The 17,535-nt window shown below is 57.5% G+C and carries 13 protein-coding genes; 8 read left to right on the top strand and 5 right to left on the bottom strand.

Annotated elements, in window-relative coordinates; all coding sequences use genetic code 11:
- The first annotated feature begins 374 nt into the window (after nucleotides 1-374).
- The gene (locus ACZ5C3_RS22605; RefSeq protein WP_464044286.1) at nucleotides 375-1,508 is read left to right on the top strand and encodes an alpha/beta hydrolase family protein; all 1,134 of its coding nucleotides are present in this window, start codon (nucleotides 375-377) and stop codon (nucleotides 1,506-1,508) included.
- A gap of 17 nt (nucleotides 1,509-1,525) precedes the next feature.
- Here ACZ5C3_RS22605 and ACZ5C3_RS22600 read toward each other — a convergent pair whose 3' ends face one another.
- Nucleotides 1,526-2,038, bottom strand: coding sequence for a MarR family transcriptional regulator (locus tag ACZ5C3_RS22600; protein ID WP_464033200.1), 513 nt, complete (start codon nucleotides 2,036-2,038; stop codon nucleotides 1,526-1,528).
- 389 nt (nucleotides 2,039-2,427) lie between these two features.
- Between ACZ5C3_RS22600 and ACZ5C3_RS22595 the strand changes: the two genes are divergently transcribed.
- Entirely contained in the window at nucleotides 2,428-3,996 is a 1,569-nt protein-coding gene (locus tag ACZ5C3_RS22595; protein ID WP_464033198.1) for a porin, read from the top strand.
- 408 nt (nucleotides 3,997-4,404) lie between these two features.
- Here the strand turns inward: ACZ5C3_RS22595 and hyi are convergent, their stop codons facing one another.
- From hyi to ACZ5C3_RS22575, 4 genes are all read right to left on the bottom strand, one after another.
- Entirely contained in the window at nucleotides 4,405-5,190 is a 786-nt protein-coding gene (gene hyi, locus ACZ5C3_RS22590) for a hydroxypyruvate isomerase (RefSeq protein WP_464033197.1), read from the bottom strand.
- Nucleotides 5,191-5,682: 492 nt separating this feature from the next.
- Nucleotides 5,683-7,473, bottom strand: coding sequence for a glyoxylate carboligase (gcl, locus tag ACZ5C3_RS22585; protein WP_464033195.1), 1,791 nt, complete (start codon nucleotides 7,471-7,473; stop codon nucleotides 5,683-5,685).
- Between the two features lie 229 nt (nucleotides 7,474-7,702).
- A complete protein-coding gene (locus ACZ5C3_RS22580) occupies nucleotides 7,703-8,548 on the bottom strand; it encodes an IclR family transcriptional regulator (RefSeq protein WP_464033193.1) in 846 nt (281 codons plus the stop codon).
- 120 nt (nucleotides 8,549-8,668) lie between these two features.
- Nucleotides 8,669-10,837, bottom strand: coding sequence for an acetate--CoA ligase family protein (locus tag ACZ5C3_RS22575; protein WP_464033191.1), 2,169 nt, complete (start codon nucleotides 10,835-10,837; stop codon nucleotides 8,669-8,671).
- Between the two features lie 346 nt (nucleotides 10,838-11,183).
- Between ACZ5C3_RS22575 and ACZ5C3_RS22570 the strand changes: the two genes are divergently transcribed.
- The 6 genes from ACZ5C3_RS22570 (at nucleotide 11,184) to ACZ5C3_RS22545 (ending at nucleotide 17,524) form a co-directional block, all read left to right on the top strand.
- Nucleotides 11,184-11,909, top strand: coding sequence for a GntR family transcriptional regulator (locus ACZ5C3_RS22570; protein ID WP_464033189.1), 726 nt, complete (start codon nucleotides 11,184-11,186; stop codon nucleotides 11,907-11,909).
- Between the two features lie 35 nt (nucleotides 11,910-11,944).
- Nucleotides 11,945-13,684: an oxalyl-CoA decarboxylase gene (oxc, locus tag ACZ5C3_RS22565; RefSeq protein WP_464033187.1), complete on the top strand. Its 1,740-nt coding sequence runs from the start codon at nucleotides 11,945-11,947 to the stop codon at nucleotides 13,682-13,684.
- 65 nt (nucleotides 13,685-13,749) lie between these two features.
- Complete coding sequence (gene frc / locus ACZ5C3_RS22560) at nucleotides 13,750-15,030, top strand: formyl-CoA transferase (RefSeq protein WP_464033186.1); 1,281 nt, start codon at nucleotides 13,750-13,752, stop codon at nucleotides 15,028-15,030.
- 605 nt (nucleotides 15,031-15,635) lie between these two features.
- Complete coding sequence (locus ACZ5C3_RS22555; protein ID WP_464033184.1) at nucleotides 15,636-15,884, top strand: hypothetical protein; 249 nt, start codon at nucleotides 15,636-15,638, stop codon at nucleotides 15,882-15,884.
- Nucleotides 15,885-15,952: 68 nt separating this feature from the next.
- The gene (locus ACZ5C3_RS22550; protein ID WP_464033182.1) at nucleotides 15,953-16,960 is read left to right on the top strand and encodes a Bug family tripartite tricarboxylate transporter substrate binding protein; all 1,008 of its coding nucleotides are present in this window, start codon (nucleotides 15,953-15,955) and stop codon (nucleotides 16,958-16,960) included.
- 60 nt (nucleotides 16,961-17,020) lie between these two features.
- A complete protein-coding gene (locus tag ACZ5C3_RS22545) occupies nucleotides 17,021-17,524 on the top strand; it encodes a tripartite tricarboxylate transporter TctB family protein (protein ID WP_464033180.1) in 504 nt (167 codons plus the stop codon).
- Nucleotides 17,525-17,535: the final 11 nt, after the last annotated feature.

Here is a 17,535-nt window from a genome sequence, read left to right as displayed (position 1 = left end):
GTACGGGTGACAGTTCGAACCCCGCGCCGGCGGTTCGCATCACTATGAACATACCCGCTGTCGGAGCTGCGTTCAGCGCGTTATTGCGTTGCGATATTTGGAACAAGAGATCAAAAGCGCGACCCGTTCGCGGGATTGTTATGGGACTGGGCTATTTTTAGCGGGAATTGGATTGATCTCTTCTCGTCCAGCCCGTAAAAAACCGCCCGATAACTTCTATTATAAGTGCCTGATCCCGCAGTTCTGTCATAGCGCTTTAGGCCATATGTCATAGCTGCAATGCGGTTACTCCGGTCGTCGCCGACCTGATTTTCAGCCACAGATGTCCGCGCGATCTGCGAATTGCCGGCAATTGCACTATTGGACTGCCAGTGTTGACTCGGAATGCCCTCAATGCCTCGGCACCCTGCTACGATGAGCGGGGGTGGACGCAATGGCCGCAAAATGAAGAGTACAGCTTTCATTTCATGAAAGTTTTGGGCTCTGCCCAAGAGGGCGGCAGCACGATTTCTGAATGTTTTATGACAGCAAGCAGGATCGTCGCGGGCGACGACGAAAGCTGGTTTCACGAGTGGAAGAGAATCGCCGACATCAATAAAGCGCGGGGGGATGCCGCTCTTTCAGAGGGCCAACCGTTAACGGCTCAGGGCAATTGGCTTCGGGCCTCAAATTACTATCGGACGGCGGCGACTTTCCTCGAGGCGGGCGACCGCAGGCGCAAGCCCCTTCTCGATCAGATGCGTGCCTGCTCGCACCTTTATGTTCGGCATCTTTCACCCCAGGGTGAGATCCTTCGCATCCCCTGTTTTGAAGGTAGCCACGTCGAGGCCTATTTCCTGCGCCCGACAGCGTCCGCTGTTCCGACCCCCGTCGTCATTTGCGTTTTGGGGCCGGATGAGTTCAAGGATGAGCATCTCTATAAGATACATCGTCAGGCTCGCGCCCGAGGGATGTCGCTTCTGCTGGTGGATCTTCCGGGGCAGGGGGAGAGCCCTCCGACCAAGGGGACCATACAGTATGAAGTCGAAACAGCCGTCAGTGGCTGCGTCGACTATCTGACGACGCGTAATGACGTGGACAGGCGGCGGATTGTTATTTGGGGTGACGGTCTGGGCGCGGCTTTCGCCTCGCGGGCCGCGAGCTCAGATGATCGGTTCGCGGCAGCCGTTTGTGATGCCGGCGTTTGGGATAGCCTCGGACGACACTTTATAATGGGGCGCACCTCAGATGAGGGGGAACCTGCCGAGGAAGCCGCCCAGAGTGTTTGGCGTCCCGATCTTCTAAGCGAAATTGGCTGCCCCACATTGGTGACGTTCGGCGAGCAGGATTGGGTCGATCACCACCGAATTTCCGAACTCCAGCATCATTTCAGTGGCTTAGGTCGCGACGTCACGTTGAAATGCTTCTCGGTCGAAGAAACCGCTGCATCCCATGCGCATTCGGACAATCCGACGATCGCAGGCGAGTATATTTTCGACTGGATATCCCGTCGTCTCAGCGCGCTTTGAAGCTTTGCGGGTAGTTTTCAGGTCTCCGCCGCGATTTTCAGCAGAGCTTTCCCCATCCGCTCTTTAAGCAGCGTCAACTTGTCGGTGATGCTGCGGAGCTCGCTATCATCCAGCTCGGAGAAGATGAAGCCGTCTGTGGTGGACTGCTTCGCATAAAGGCTCGCGATCTGCTTGCTGGCTTTGTCTGTCAACGACATCAATACGACGCGGCCATCCTCCTCGGAGGGGATTCGGCGTACGAAACCGTTCTTTTCCAGGCTCTTGGTCTGGGTCGTCACAAAGGACGGGTCGACGTGAAGCTTCGTTGAAACCGCCCTCACGGAAGCACCCTTGCCTCGGTCGAGGTCGTTAACGGCCATCAAGATCAGCCATTGTGGTGACGTGATCCCGAGATTGCGCGCCCAGATCGACCGGATTTCCTCAAGGTGGACATTGATTGAAATAATGTCCCAAACGAACTCGCGAACGAGAACGTCATCGGGCTGGCCACTGGTCTGTCCGTTCCCCACGTCAGCGGGCGGGCCTGCCATGATTCTCCTGGCGGATGACTTACGGTCTGCCATTCAACCCTAACCTCACACGTTCGTGACCGAAGGTTAAGGCCGCTCTCCGAGCGATGCAATCATCCAGTTGCCCACAGGGACTAAGTGACGCTGTTGCGGAGAAACCACACAATTAGGGCCAAATGAAAGCATGAGTAAATCAATTGTTGTGCTCACTTAAGTTTTACAGTCATCTGCCTTTGACGATTGGGGGGGATTCCCGGGGTCGTCCTGTTTGGGGTTTCGCTTAAGTCGCTCGCGTTCATGCGGGAGTGTCCGAAGGCGCGAGGCGGCCAAGCGGTTAACGGAAGAGCCAAAAGCCGGGTGGATTGCCACAAAGGCCGAGGCTCTTCTCACAGAGCAAACTTGGAGGTTTTATGAGCAAGATTAAGAGCCTTATCCTGGGTTCGGCGGCGACTCTCGTCGCAGTCGCCGGGGCACAGGCAGCTGATCTTCCGGTGAAGGCGAAAGCCGTTCAGTACGTGAAGGTCTGCTCGCTGTATGGTGCAGGTTTCTACTACATTCCTGGTACCGACACCTGCATCAAGCTGGGTGGTTACGTTCAGTTCGACGCGAACATCAACGGCAACAACTACGACAGCCCAGGCGGCATCGGCGCGATCAGCAGCTCGGCTTTGTTCACTGGCGCGGGCGTCCCTGCAGGCGTCAGCGGTACGCATGACCGTGACTCGGGCTACTACACCACCCGCTCCCGCGTTCAGTTCAACCTCGACACACGCACCGCGACGGAATACGGCGTTGTTCGCACCTACTGGTCGAGCAACTTCGAGCACAGCTCAGGCTGGGGCCCGTCGGCTGGTAACCTGACGGTTGACTTCGGCTTCGTCCAGTTCGCCGGCTTCACCTTCGGTAAGGCGATCTCGAACTTCTCGACGCCTTGGAGCGCCTACACCGCGAACGTCAACTCGTCGGCCTACATCGGCGGTAACGACAACGCGACCGGTATCACCCAGGCTGCTTACACCGCTCAGTTCGGCAACGGCGTGTCGGCTCAGATCGGCGTCGAAGACAACACGACCATTCAGCGTGCTCCTGTGCTGAACGCGTCCGGCACCACTGGTGGCGGCTTGGCTGCATCCTACGTGTTCGGTGGCGCGACCGGTGCGCCGGCTGCGCTTACGAGCGGTTCCTCTGCCTTCGGAAACACCAACTGGGGCACCGGCGGCGTTCACTCGCCTGACTTCGTGGGCAACATCCGTGTTGACCAGGCGGCCTTCACCGCCCAGTTGTCGGGTGCCCTTCACAACGTGAGCTCCGGCTACTACACCGGCGACGAACGTCTGGGCCATCCGGAAGACAAGTGGGGCTTCGCGATTTCGGGCGGCTTGCTGCTGAAGAACCTGCCGACCGGTCCTGGCGACAAGTTCTCGGTTGACGCGACCTACACCGAAGGCGCACCGAAGTACGTCATCGGCGGCACCGTGGGCAACAGCTTCACCCAGTTCGGCGGCGGCTCGGACCTCGGCTATCAGTCGTTCGCTTCGGGCGCTCTGTTTGACGGTGTCTTCACCAACGGCGGCGAAACCCAGCTGACCAAGGTTTGGGGCGTCCGCGCTTCTTACCTGCACAACTGGTCTCCGAATTGGGAGACAGGCGTGTTCGGTGGCTACACCCACGTGGACTACAATGCCACTGCAACGGCGGCGATCCAGGCTGCCTTGCCTACGACGATCAACTTCGCAGGTGCTGGCGGACGGGGTGCTTACAACCCGGACTTCAACATCTGGCAGATCGGTACCCGCACTGCGTGGACCCCTGTTCAGAACCTGACGTTCTCGGCTGAAGTGCTCTACAGCCGCCTCGACACGATGAACTCTGGCACGATCGTGGGCTCTCCGGGCGGTGTTAAGCCAGCTAACGGGACCTACGAGTTCAAGGATCAGGACCTGATCTCCGGCAACATCCGCGTTCGCCGCACCTTCTGATCGTAATCGCCTAACGGCGATGATGATCTGAGTTCAGATCCCCGGCGGGAAACCGCCGGGGATTATCTTTTGAAGAACTGTTTGCTTCGCGGGCGATGGGCTCAAGTCCTGACAAATTCGTGATGCATGACTAAATCAATTAATTGACTAAGTCGTTCGATCGTGCATAAATCGTCCACAGGGTAGCGGCCGCTGCCTTTGTTTATGTGAGACATCAGTCTTAACGTAAAACCTCCAAAGCCTCCGGCAATGCCCTGCCGGAGGTTTTTACGTTTTGGGACCTGCGAGAATCACCCACGAATGAGGGCCCCGTGCCGAATCACGAAAGGGAACCTTCGTGACTCTGCAGGGAGGAGCGCTTCTTGAGGTTTTTAGAAGGGGCTGCTTGAACAGCTATGCTGCGCGGCTTTAGGCGTCGACACTATGGCGCTCGTACCATCCAAGGCCGTCTGCGGTTGTTGCCTTTGGCTTGTATTCGCAGCCGATCCAGCCGCGATATCCAATCTCATCGAGATATTGAAACAGGAACGGATAGTTGATCTCGCCCGTGCCAGGTTCGTGGCGGCCAGGATTATCGGCGACTTGAATGTGCGCGATTCGATCGAGATGTTTCTTCATGGTGGGAGCCAGATCGCCCTCCATGATTTGCATGTGGTAGATATCGTACTGAATAAAGAGATTATCTGATTTGACTTCCGAAATGATCTGAACAGCCTGCTCCGTGCCCGTCAGGAAGAAGCCGGGAATGTCGCGGGTATTGATGGGTTCGATCAGCAATCTGATCTGCTGGCTGGCCAGCCTTTCTGCTGCAAAGCGAAGATTAGCGATCAGGGTGGCATGCAGCTCTACCGAATCTGCCCCTCGGGGCGCGATACCAACCAAACAATTTAATTGCCGGCAGCCCAATGCCTTCGCGTAGTCGATGGCGTGCGCGACGCCATCGCGAAATTCTTTCGCACGATCGGGCAGGATCGCGATGCCACGCTCACCTGCGCTCCAATTTCCGGCAGGTAGATTGTGCAGCACCTGCGTGAGGCCGTGCTGCTGAAGCTTCTCTGCCAGCACAGCTTTGTCGAAGTCGTAGGGAAAGAGGTACTCGACGCCGCTGAAGCCGGCGGCCTTGGCCGCAGCGAAGCGGTCAAGGAACGGCAATTCATTGAAGAGCATGGTGAGGTTGGCAGCGAATTTAGTCATGGCTTGTGTTCCGAATCCAAAGTCCGCCCATCGTGCAGCGCCCTCCGTAGCGGACTTCGGATTCGAGAGGACACCAGTAAATCTATGACTCTCGTGTCCCGATTCCGAAGTTCACGCAGGCTTTCGGCTTGCTTGGATGCGAACGTCGGAATCAAAGGGACTAGCAAACCTATGATTTGAGTGCCGCTTGAAGTTCTTCATCAAGCTCGCGGCTTCACTCGGAAGAACTTCAAATCCGCGGAACTAGTGTCCCGTCTCCGAATAACCGACCAATTTGCCGCGCACTCGCACGGTTATTTGGAGACGACAAGACACTAGTAAAATCAAAATGGGAGTGTGGCTTTGTCTCGCAATTGCCGATAAGAGACGAGCTGCAAGACAGATCGGCAATTGCAAGAAGCCACACTCGTGTGGTGGTTCAGAAGGCGAGCTTCTGAACCACCACACCCGTATTTTTGGTCTTCGTTGAATGTTGTCGTCGGCGTCATCAGGTTACGCGGGCAGGAGTTTGCCACGCGATGGCGTCGTCGGAGTATCATCGAGCGGCAGATCGAGGACTTCCTCGAACTCGACGATGTTGTCGATCTCGGTCCCCATCGCGATGTTGGTGACGCGTTCAAGAATGAACTCAACCACCACAGGAACGCTGTATTCTGTCATCAGCTCGCGGGCCTTTGCGAAGGCAGCTTGGGCATCCTTCGGATCCGTCACCCGGATCGCCTTGCAGCCGAGACCTTCGGCGACTTTGACGTGATCGACGCCATAGACACCGATCTCCGGTGCGTTGATGTTCTCGAACGACAGCTGCACGTGATAGTCCATGTCGAAGCCGCGCTGCGCCTGGCGAATCAACCCGAGGTATGAGTTGTTCACGACGACGTGGATGTAGGGCAGCTTGAACTGTGCGCCGACAGCAAGTTCCTCAATGAGGAATTGGAAATCGTAGTCGCCGGAGAGCGCGACGATTTGCCGATCCGGATCGGCCGCGCGCACGCCCAAAGCGGCGGGCAGGGTCCAACCGAGAGGGCCAGCTTGCCCCGCATTAATCCAGTTGCGCGGCTTGTAAACGCCAAGAAACTGCGCGCCGGCAATCTGCGAGAGCCCGATGACGCTGATGTAACATGTGTCGCGGCCGAAAGCCTTGCTCATTTCCTCATAGACGCGCTGCGGCTTGATGGGCACGTTATCGAAGTGGCTCTTGCGCAGCATGGTGCGCTTGCGGTCCTGACAAGCCGCCGGCCACGCCTGTCGCTCTTTCAGTTTGCCGGCCTTGCGCCATTCCTTTGCAACCGCAACAAACAATTCGAGCGCGGCTTTGGCGTCCGAAACGATGCCAAGATCGGGATTGAACACCCGCCCAATTTGGGTGGGCTCAATATCGATATGCACAAAGGTACGGCCTTTGGTATAGGTCTCGACTGAACCCGTATGTCGGTTTGCCCATCGGTTGCCGATGCCGAGTACAAAATCGGACTCGAGCATGGTTGCGTTGCCGTAGCGGTGGCTGGTCTGAAGGCCGACCATTCCGGCCATCAGAACATGATCGTCTGGGATTGCGCCCCAGCCCATCAGCGTCGGCACCACGGGAATATTGACGATCTCGGCAAACGCCACGAGAAGGTCAGACGCATCGGCATTGATCACACCGCCGCCTGCGACAATGAGCGGACGCTCAGCTGCGTTGAGCATCTCGAGTGCCTTCTCGACCTGCTTGCGGGTCGCTGCCGGCTTGTAAACGGGAAGTGGTTCGTAAGTTTCGTCGTCAAACTCGATTTCAGCGAGCTGCACATCGAGCGGCAAGTCAATCAGCACAGGGCCGGGGCGTCCCGACCGCATGATGTGAAAAGCCTGGCTGAATACGCGCGGCACCAGCGCGGGTTCGCGTACGGTGACCGCCCATTTGGTGACCGGCTTGGCGATCGATTCGATATCAACCGCTTGAAAGTCTTCCTTGTAGATACGCGCACGCGGCGCCTGTCCGGTGATGCAGAGGATCGGAATCGAATCAGCGATCGCTGAATAAAGACCCGTGATCATGTCGGTGCCGGCAGGGCCCGAGGTGCCGATGCAGACGCCGATGTTGCCGGCCTTGGCGCGCGTATAGCCTTCCGCCATATGCGACGCGCCTTCGACGTGACGTGCGAGAATGTGGTTGATGGACCCGCGCTTCTTCAGCGCGGAATAAAGAGGATTGATTGCAGCGCCCGGAACGCCGAAGGCGCATACGACGCCTTCCCTTTCTAGAATTCGTACGGCTGCATCGATTGCCCGCATCTTAGCCATGTCACGCTCCGACAGTTGTGTTTCCTGAGCCTGAGCATCACAAACCGCTTCCGCAGTCTCAACGCGCGCTTATTTGTTTCTCACGATGCGGCACGAAGTGCGAAATGCACGCCTTATCAATCAGCTAGATCGTTTTCGGTTTGAAAGATTTCAGCGCTATCGATGAACTGCGCGAACAGTCAGCATTCCTGTCGCAGATGAGGCGCTGGTCTTAGGCGTTTCGCCCAGATCACTTTGTCGTAGCGGGCATGATCCCGCCCAAGGCCACTGTCAATTCGTCCGCCACTTGTCGAACGAATTGTCCAAGAACTGGCAGACGATCGTCAGGAACGCGAGACGCTTTCCCTGAAACGGAAATAGCAGCGAGAGGTTCGCTGCGGTCGTCATAGACAACGGCCGAGACACATCGCAGGCCGATTTGCGCTTCTTCGTCATCGACTGAATAACCCCGCTCACGAATATCGTGAAGCGATTTGCAAAGCTCACCGGCCCGCACGATCGACTTCGACGTCAGCTTTGGCATGCCTTCTCGCCGGATGATGGCGAAGACATCTTCCTCCGAGTACGTCGACAGCAAAGCTTTTCCGAGCCCAGAGGCAACCATCGGAACGCGCCCGCCGATTTTGGTGACCGATCGCATGATCTCGCGACTTTCGAGCCGGGTCAGGACCACCATGGCGCCTTCGTCGACGGCGGCGAGGTTTGCGGTTTCGCGCGTCTCGTCGCGAAGCTTTCGCAGAAATGGCATTGCCTGGGTGACGAAATTGCGCCGGCGAGCAAAAGTAGCGCCGACTGCAAAACTTTGCGCGCCAACATGCCAAGTGGCCTCTTCGCGATCGAACTGAACGAAGCGTCGCTTCTCAAGAGTTGTCAGCAGTCGGTGGATGGTGGAGGGGGAGAGGCCGGTCCGGATCGCCAGATCTGTCAGCCGGTACCCCTCATCATCTTCCGCAAGCGTCTCGATTAACAGCAGTGCGCGATCGACGGATTGGACGCCGCCGTCTTTTACATCGGACTCAGTGTCTGTCGCGGGGCGCGGAGTGACGGCTTTCCGTCTGATCGCATCTTTTTTCATCGCTACCTACTCCCATCAATGCGGAATGAAGGTCGCTTTGCGTTGGATCGATTCGATCCGTGATTGACGGCTTGGTGAAGAATGCCGCCCCGGTGATCGGGGCGGCATTCATGTCTTGTCTTAGAGCAGGCCAGCGCCACGTGCCCACTTGTACTTCGCGCCGAGCACTTCGACCGGAAGCTCGGTGGAGTAGGCGTAAGCCGGGATGCCGTTCTGGTAGAGATATTCGGCGGCTTCCTCGACTTCGACGTCGCCCGCGAGGGACGCGACCATCGGCTTGCTGATGCCTTTCGCTTCCATCTCTTTCTTCACCTCGACCATGTTCTTGGCGAACACCATCGGCGGAGTGACGATGGTGTGCCAGTAGCCGAGGATCAGCGAATGAATGCGATTGTCCGAGAGGCCAAGCTTGACTGTGTTCACATAAGTGATCGGCGGTTCGCCACCGGTGATGTCCACAGGATTGCCGGCAGCGCCGAACGGCGGGATGAACTTGCGGAACGCAGCGTCAAGATCCGGCGGCATTGCCATCAGTGACAGGCCGTTATCGACGACCGCGTCGGACAGAAGCACGCCCGACCCACCAGCTCCGGTGATGATCAGAACGTTTTCTCCCTTCGGTGTCGGCAACACAGGGATGCCGCGAGCGAATTCGAGCAGCTGGCGCAGCGAACGAGCGCGGATGACGCCCGATTGCTTGAGCACGTCCTCATAGATCTTGTCGTTGCCGGCGAGGGCGCCGGTGTGCGACGAGGCTGCCTTGGCGCCCGCCGAGGTACGACCGGCCTTGAGAACGACGACCGGCTTCTTCTTGGACACGCGCTTGGCGGCTTCCGCGAAGGCGCGGCCATCCTTCAGATCTTCACAGTGTTGAGCGATGATCGTTGTGTTCGGATCCTGCTCGAAGAACGCGAGCAGATCGTCCTCGTCGATGTCCGACTTGTTGCCGAGGCCGACGATCGCCGACACGCCCATCTTGGCCGAGCGCGAGAAGCCGATGATCGCCATGCCGATTCCGCCCGACTGCGACGACAGCGCCGCCGAACCCTTGACGTCATAGGCTGTACAGAAGGTCGCGCAAAGATTGGCCGGAGTATAATAGAAGCCGTAGATGTTCGGCCCCATCAGGCGCACATTGTACTTCTTGCCGATTTCGACGATTTCTTCCTGCAAAGCAGGCTCGTTCGCTTCGGCAAAGCCCGACGGAATCAACACCGCGCCTGGGATTTTCTTCTCGCCGCATTCGGTCAAGGCCGCAGCAACGAGCTTTGCGGGAATTGCGAACACAGCGGTATCAATCGTATCCGCCACATCCTTGACGCTCTTATAGGCCTTGATGCCCATGATCTCGTCGGCCTTCGGATGGATCGGATAGATCTTCCCCTTGTAGCCGCCGTTGATGAGGTTCTTCATCACAGAGTTGCCGATCTTGCCGGCTTCAGCCGACGCGCCGATCACGGCGACGGCTTTCGGCTGCATGATGCGGTTCATCGCCGTGACGATTTCTTCGTTCGAGCGCGGCGCTGGGCGCGGCTTGTAATCGAAGTCGACCACGATGCGAACGTCGGCCGCAATCGCGTCTTTCTTGGTTGCGAAGACCGGGTTGAGATCGAGTTCGACGATTTCCGGGAAGTCGCTGACAAGCTGGGAGACATTGACGATGATCTCGGCGAGCGCGTCGCGGTTCACCGGATCGCCGCCGCGGACACCGCGCAGCATTTCGTGAGCCTGAATACCGTCAAGCATCGAGAGCGCGTCGTCGCGGGTTGCAGGAGCAAGGCGGAAGGTGACGTCCTTGAGGACTTCCACGAGCACGCCGCCGAGGCCAAAGGCCACCAGCTTGCCGAATGATCCATCGGTGATCGAACCGACGATGACTTCAGTGCCGCCCAGCAGCATCTGCTGGATCTGAATACCTTCGATCTTAGCGTCAGCCTTGTACTTCTTCGCATTCGCGAGAATGGTGTCGTAAGCCTTCTCGGCATCGGCCGCGGTCTTCACACCGACGATCACGCCGCCGGCTTCGGTCTTGTGGAGAATGTCCGGCGAGACAATCTTCATGACCACCGGGAAGCCCATGCCGGTCGCGATCTTCGCGGCCTCGGCGGCGGACTTTGCCAGACCCTCTTTGGGGACAGGAATGTTATATGCGTCGCAAACAAGCTTGCCTTCCGGGGCGGTGAGGCTGTTGCGGCCGTCTGCCTTCACCGCATCGAGAACTTTCCGGACTTCGCTTTTTGCTTGTTGCCCGACGTCAACCTTGCGGGCTGCGTCCTGTGAATGAGCCATTGCTTCCTCCTGTCACGTCCTTTTTAAGCCTGGGTTGCGTACGAGATTTAGGACGGCTAACTCGCTCGCTGTAATTCCGTGTTCTGATTATCTATCAACGCGTGACCGTTGACGGATTCGGCTCAGCCAACCGTTCGATCAAAGCCATCATGAAGCCTAGACAAGTTCGGTGGAGGCAGTATGACCGACCTTGGCATTTGGTATGCCAAGAACAAAAATGTCAAGCGTGTTAATTGAGCTCTACCCGTCATTACAGCTCAACTTGACACGGTGGCATCTGGTATGCCAAGTACATAAACCTTGTCCACCGTGGTATTACGGCCTCTCAAAAGAGGGGAGATGATTCATGGCTACGCAGAAAATATCGAAGGCTCCGCTGACAGACGCCGATATCGCAATCGTCCGTATTGCGCCTGAAGCCAGTTTCAAGAACAAGGCTTACGAGGCTTTGAAAGATGCCATCCTCAAGATGGACATCTACGCCAGTCCAGAGCCTGTCATGCTCGACGAGCGCGCGTTGTCGGAGCATCTGGGCGTCAGCCGCACGCCGATCCGCGAAGCGATCGCGATGCTGGAACAGGACGGCTTCGTAAAGACCGTTCCACGCCGCGGCATCGTTGTTGTGCGCAAGACCAAGATCGAAGTCGTCGACATGATCCGCGCATGGGCTGCGCTGGAAAGTATGGCGGCTCGGCTCATCACAACGACCGCACGTAAAAAGGATATTTCGGCGCTGCGGACCTTCTTCAAGGACTTCGACAAGGATCGCCTGCCTCAGGATCATATCTCGGAGTATTCGAAGGCGAACATTGCTTTTCACCAGGCGCTGATTTCGCTGAGCGAGTCGCAGGTTCTGGTCGATATGACCAACGATATCCTGCTGCACGTGCGCGGCTATCGGCAACTGACCATCGGGCGCGAGGAGCGTATGTCGGCATCATTGACCGAACATATGGCGATCATTGAAGCGCTTGAAGAACGCGACACCGAGCTTGCAGAGAAGCTTGCGCGTGACCACACGCTCAAGCTTGCGACTTACGTCGAGACGCATGGCCAGGAAATATTCGGTTAGACCAACATCAAGAAAAGAGATCAGGGAGACCATTGATGCTGACGACGGCAAATAAGCCAGAGACGACGGGTGCGGACGACCAGCAGGAACTGACGGATGGTTTCCATCTGATCATCGATGCGTTGAAGCTCAACGATGTCGACACAATCTATGGCGTGCCCGGTATTCCAATCACCGACTTCGGTCGTATGGCTCAGGCTGCAGGCATTCGTGTCATTTCGTTCCGGCATGAGCAGAATGCGGGCAACGCAGCCGCCATCGCAGGCTTCCTGACCAAGAAGCCGGGCATCTGTCTTACTGTTTCAGCTCCCGGTTTTCTCAATGGCCTGACGGCACTGGCCAACGCCACCACCAACTGCTTCCCAATGATCCTGATCAGCGGCTCGTCCGAGCGCGAGATCGTCGACCTGCAGCAGGGCGACTACGAGGAAATGGATCAACTGGCGATTGCCAAGCCGCTCTGTAAGGCAGCATTCCGCGTATTGCACGCGGCTGACATTGGTATCGGTGTGGCACGCGCGATCCGGGCCGCTGTCTCGGGGCGTCCGGGCGGCGTGTATCTCGATCTGCCAGCCAAGCTTTTCTCTCAGGTGATGAATGCCGATGCCGGCGCCAAGTCGCTGGTCAAGGTGATCGATGCTGCGCCAGCACAGCTTCCGGCGCCAGCCGCGGTCAAGCGCGCGCTCGACGTTCTGAAGAGCGCGAAGCGTCCGTTGATCATCCTCGGCAAGGGCGCGGCTTACGCGCAGGCCGACGACACCATCCGCGCATTTGTTGAAAAGAGCGGCGTTCCTTTCCTGCCGATGAGCATGGCCAAGGGCCTTCTGTCAGACATGCACCCGCAGTGTGCAGGCGCAGCACGTTCGACGGTGTTGAAAGACGCCGACGTTGTGATGTTGATCGGAGCACGCTTGAACTGGCTGCTGTCACACGGCAAGGGCAAGACCTGGGGTGACGCACCGAAGAAGTTCATCCAAATCGATATCGAGCCGAAGGAAATGGACAGCAACGTCGAGATCGTTGCTCCGGTGGTCGGTGATATCGGCTCCTGCGTGTCGGCTCTTCTCGACGGCATGGGCGACAAGTGGGCCCCCGCTCCGTCTGACTGGACCAACGCTGTCAAGACGAAGCGCGAAGAGAACATCGCCAAGATGGCGCCGAAGCTGATGAAGAATTCGGCTCCGATGGATTTCCATGGTGCTCTCGGTGCGCTGCGCACGGTCATCAAGGAACGGCCGGACGCCATTCTCGTCAACGAAGGCGCGAACACCCTCGACCTCGCCCGCGGCGTCATCGACATGTATCAGCCGCGCAAGCGTCTGGACGTCGGCACTTGGGGCGTGATGGGCATCGGCATGGGCTTCGCGGTTGCCGCTGCCATTGAAACGGGCAAGTCCGTTCTCGCGGTCGAAGGCGACAGCGCCTTCGGTTTCTCGGGCATGGAAGTCGAGACGATCTGCCGGTACAACCTCCCGGTCTGTATCGTCATCTTCAACAACAACGGCATTTATCGCGGCACCGACGTCAACTCAGCTGGCAACTCCGATCCTGCAACGACCGTGTTCGTCAAGGACTCGCGCTACGACAAGATGATGGAGGCCTTCGGTGGCGTCGGCGTCAACGTGACGACGCCGGACGAACTGAAGCGTGCCGTTGACGCGGCGATGGACTCACGCAAGCCAACCCTCATCAACGCAGTGATTGATCCGACTGCCGGCAGCGAAAGCGGCCGCATCGGCAATCTCAATCCGCAAAGCGTGGTGAAGAAGAAATAAGCCGGCTGCAGCTCGTTATTCATTTCATTCGATAGACACAGGAACAGGCGTTAGGGAGAACCACAATGACACAGGCGCTTAAAGGCGTTCGTATTCTCGATTTCACCCACGTACAGTCGGGACCAACCTGCACGCAGTTGCTGGCGTGGTTCGGCGCCGACGTGATCAAGGTCGAACGCCCCGGCGTCGGTGACATCACGCGCGGACAGCTGATGGATGTTCCGAATGCGGACAGCCTCTACTTCACCATGCTGAACCACAACAAGCGCTCGATCACCCTCGACACCAAGAACCCGAAGGGCAAAGAGGTTCTGACCGAGCTGATGAAGAAGTGCGACGTGCTGGTCGAGAACTTCGGTCCCGGCGTGCTCGATCGCATGGGCTTCCCATGGGAAACGATCCAGAAGATCAATCCGAAGCTCATCGTGGCATCGATCAAGGGCTTCGGCCCTGGTCCTTACGAGGACTGCAAGGTTTACGAGAATGTTGCGCAGTGCACCGGTGGTGCCGCTTCAACTACTGGCTTCCGTGATGGCCTGCCGCTGGTGACCGGCGCACAAATCGGCGACAGCGGTACCGGCTTGCATCTCGCTCTCGGCATTGTCACGGCACTTTATCAGCGCACGATGACCGGCAAGGGACAGAAGGTCACCGCTGCGATGCAGGATGGCGTGCTCAACCTCGCGCGCGTGAAGCTCCGTGACCAGCAGCGCCTCGCACATGGTCCGCTCAAGGAATACAGCCAGTTTGGTGAAGGCATTCCGTTCGGCGATGCGGTGCCACGCGCCGGCAACGACTCTGGTGGCGGACAGCCTGGCCGTATCCTCAAGTGCAAGGGCTGGGAAACCGATCCGAACGCTTACATCTACTTCATCACCCAGGCGCCGGTCTGGGAGAAGATTTGCGATGTGATTGGCGAACCAGGTTGGAAGACCCATCCGGATTACGCCAAGCCGCCAGCACGTCTGCCGCGCCTCAACGAGATCTTCGCGCGCATCGAACAGTGGACCATGACCAAGACGAAGTTCGAGGCCATGGAGATCCTCAACAAGGATGACATTCCTTGCGGCCCAATCCTGTCGATGAAGGAATTGGCTGAGGATCAGTCGCTGCGCAAGACGGGCACGATTGTCGAGGTCGATCACCCGACACGCGGCAAGTACCTGTCGGTTGGCAACCCGATCAAGCTTTCGGACAGCCCAACCGAGGTGACGCGCTCGCCACTGCTTGGCGAACATACCGATGAGATCCTCAAGCAGGTGCTTGGCTTCAACGACAACCAGGTGGCGGAAATTCACAATTCGGGCGCGGTGTCGCCTCCACCGAAGGTTCAGGCGGCCGAATAATTCGGTCCCTTTAGTTTCAAATCAAAGGCCGACGGGTGTCCCGTCGGCCTTTTTGTTTCTGATTTGTTCTGCGGAGAAGTTGGCGGCATATCGTCGCAATGACGCGATGCAGCATGGTGAATGCTGCCATGCAAAATCATGAGTTGAGCTTGGTATCTGGTATACCTAGATTGGGGTCAACGCGGCGCCGCAAGGGTGACGCAAAAGCGCAAATGACTGGTATTGAAAGGCCCCTGAAATGTCCAAGACTGCTTCCCTCGGCTACGTTTCTTCAAACGGTATCCTTCGTCAAATCGTTGCTTTCATTGACAGAATTCTGATGAAGAGTGCGCAGATTTCGGTCCGCAACGGCGACCTGCCGCGTTTTGGCCTCTAAGGGCTAGACGCTCTCGCGCACGCTGATCGCTGCGATCTAAAAACCTGTTTTTCTGCAAAAGGCTCCGGTTTTCCCGGGGCCTTTTTCATTGTCCTGGCCGCTCGCGATATTGCATTGCGGGAAGGTATTGGCGGGGATTCAGGCTTGTACGGTGGCATATCGCATACAAGGATGATCCCCGAGCAGCGACCGTCGTATTCAACCGAACGGCGCACTCGGGAGGGGACTGATGGCTGATACCGTTCCAGCGGTGGCCGCTCGGGTCGTCCGGATCGCCGATGATACATCGCGATCTCCGGTGAGCAACTGCTCTCGTCCTATGACTGCAACGGCCGGTCACGCGCTTGCGCCGCGCAAAGCCGGTGGGCAGCTGTCCGCTTCCTTCCTTCCGATAACAGCCGTGACCATGCGGCACTGGCAGAACCGCGGGTTCTGCCTCACGCAATTCGCCGACAAGAGCGAAAGGACTTCAAACTGAGAATAGTGTGACGACCTTTTATCAAGCCGACGTTGAGCGGCGGAAAACGATGTCCAGGGAGAGATAGAATGACGCGATTGCCGATCCAGATATCCGGTCTTGGAATTGCACTTTGTGCGACCCTTGCTCTGACACCAGCAAAAGCCGCGTGGGAGCCAACCCGCCCTGTCGAAATTGTCGTTCCCGCAGGTACCGGCGGTGGTGCGGACCAGATGGCGCGCACCGTTCAGGGCATCATCACCAAACATCAGCTGATGAAGCAGCCGATCGTGGTGGTGAACAAGGCCGGGGGCGCCGGCGGTGAAGGCTTTCTCGACGTCAAGAGCTCAGCGGGAAATCCGCACAAGCTCGTCATTACACTGTCGAACCTGTTCACGACGCCATTAGGGACCGGCATTCCCTTCAGTCACAAGGACCTGACACCTGTGGCCATGATGGCGCTCGACGAATTCATCCTCTGGGTGAATGCGGAAAGCCCCTACAAGTCGGTGAAGGATTACATCGCGGCCGTGAAAACAAAGCCCGGCGAATTCAAGATGGGTGGCACGGGTTCGAAGCAGGAAGATCAAATCATCACGGTTGCGATTGAAAAGGCATCCGGCACTAAGTTCACCTACATCCCATACCGTGGTGGCGGAGAGGTCGCAGTCCAACTCGTCGGCAAGCATGTCGACTCCACCGTCAACAATCCAATTGAGGCCGTGGCGCAATGGCGCGGTGGAGCTGTACGGCCACTCTGCGTCTTTGACAGCAAGCCGTTGCCTTACAAGGAAGTCATCCATGACGGCAAGTCATGGAGTGATATTCCGACATGCAAGTCCGAAGGACTGGATGTCGAGTATCTCATGTTGCGCGGTTTCTTCACGTCACCGAAAGCGACGAAAGAACAGGTCGAATACTACGTCGATCTATTCAAGAAGGTTCGCGAAACGCCGGAGTGGCAGAACCTGATGAAGGACGGCGCCTTCAATCAGACGCTGATGGTCGGCGACGAATACAAGGCGTGGGTCCAGAACGAAGAGACCCGGCACCAGGCGCTGATGAAGGATGCCGGCTTCCTGGCAGCATCGCAATAATCTGACAGCAGTCCTGCCGGTGGCGTCGCCACCGGCAGTCATAACGCGCGGGGAAGTGAGATGAGCGAGCATTCAAGTGAGCTTGGCCGAGGTCCGTCGCACAGATTGATGGAATTCGCGGTTGCCGGGGTTTGTATTCTGACAGGATTGATCGCAATTGCCGGTGGTTTGAAAGCCGGGATCGGCTGGGGCCCTGAGGGACCGAAATCTGGTTTGTTTCCGTTTTGCGTTGGTGTCGCGATTGTTCTCTCGAGCATCGTGATCTGCATTCAGCTCTGGCTCGAGAAAGATGACGGCAAGCTGTTTGCAGAGTGGGGGCAGTTGCGCCAAGTCCTTTGCGTGGTGATTCCAACCACGGTCTACGTGTTCGCCATACCGTATCTCGGTATCTACGTTTCCTCGATCATTCTCATCGCGCTGTTCATGAAATGGCTTGGAAAATATCCGTGGAGCATCACAGCGACGATCGCTCTGGGTGTGCCGGTTGCAATCTATCTGTTCTTTGAAAAATGGTTTCTCATTCCGCTACCGAAGGGGCCATTGGAAGATTTGCTCGGTCTCTGAAATCGAAGCTG

This window comes from Afipia dichlorophenoxyacetatis (genome assembly GCF_055386385.1).
The sequence above is the reverse complement of the archived record's forward strand: the minus strand, read 5'-3'. Positions and strand labels throughout refer to the sequence as shown.

Excerpts from the sequence above, each read along its gene's own strand:
- ACZ5C3_RS22600 (WP_464033200.1), bottom strand. The coding sequence starts at position 2,038 with ATGGCAGGCCCGCCCGCTGACGTGGGGAACGGACAGACCAGTGGCCAG.
- ACZ5C3_RS22595 (WP_464033198.1), top strand. The coding sequence starts at position 2,428 with ATGAGCAAGATTAAGAGCCTTATCCTGGGTTCGGCGGCGACTCTCGTC.
- hyi (WP_464033197.1), bottom strand. The coding sequence starts at position 5,190 with ATGACTAAATTCGCTGCCAACCTCACCATGCTCTTCAATGAATTGCCG.
- gcl (WP_464033195.1), bottom strand. The coding sequence starts at position 7,473 with ATGGCTAAGATGCGGGCAATCGATGCAGCCGTACGAATTCTAGAAAGG.
- ACZ5C3_RS22580 (WP_464033193.1), bottom strand. The coding sequence starts at position 8,548 with ATGAAAAAAGATGCGATCAGACGGAAAGCCGTCACTCCGCGCCCCGCG.
- ACZ5C3_RS22575 (WP_464033191.1), bottom strand. The coding sequence starts at position 10,837 with ATGGCTCATTCACAGGACGCAGCCCGCAAGGTTGACGTCGGGCAACAA.
- ACZ5C3_RS22570 (WP_464033189.1), top strand. The coding sequence starts at position 11,184 with ATGGCTACGCAGAAAATATCGAAGGCTCCGCTGACAGACGCCGATATC.
- oxc (WP_464033187.1), top strand. The coding sequence starts at position 11,945 with ATGCTGACGACGGCAAATAAGCCAGAGACGACGGGTGCGGACGACCAG.
- frc (WP_464033186.1), top strand. The coding sequence starts at position 13,750 with ATGACACAGGCGCTTAAAGGCGTTCGTATTCTCGATTTCACCCACGTA.
- ACZ5C3_RS22555 (WP_464033184.1), top strand. The coding sequence starts at position 15,636 with ATGGCTGATACCGTTCCAGCGGTGGCCGCTCGGGTCGTCCGGATCGCC.
- ACZ5C3_RS22550 (WP_464033182.1), top strand. The coding sequence starts at position 15,953 with ATGACGCGATTGCCGATCCAGATATCCGGTCTTGGAATTGCACTTTGT.
- ACZ5C3_RS22545 (WP_464033180.1), top strand. The coding sequence starts at position 17,021 with ATGAGCGAGCATTCAAGTGAGCTTGGCCGAGGTCCGTCGCACAGATTG.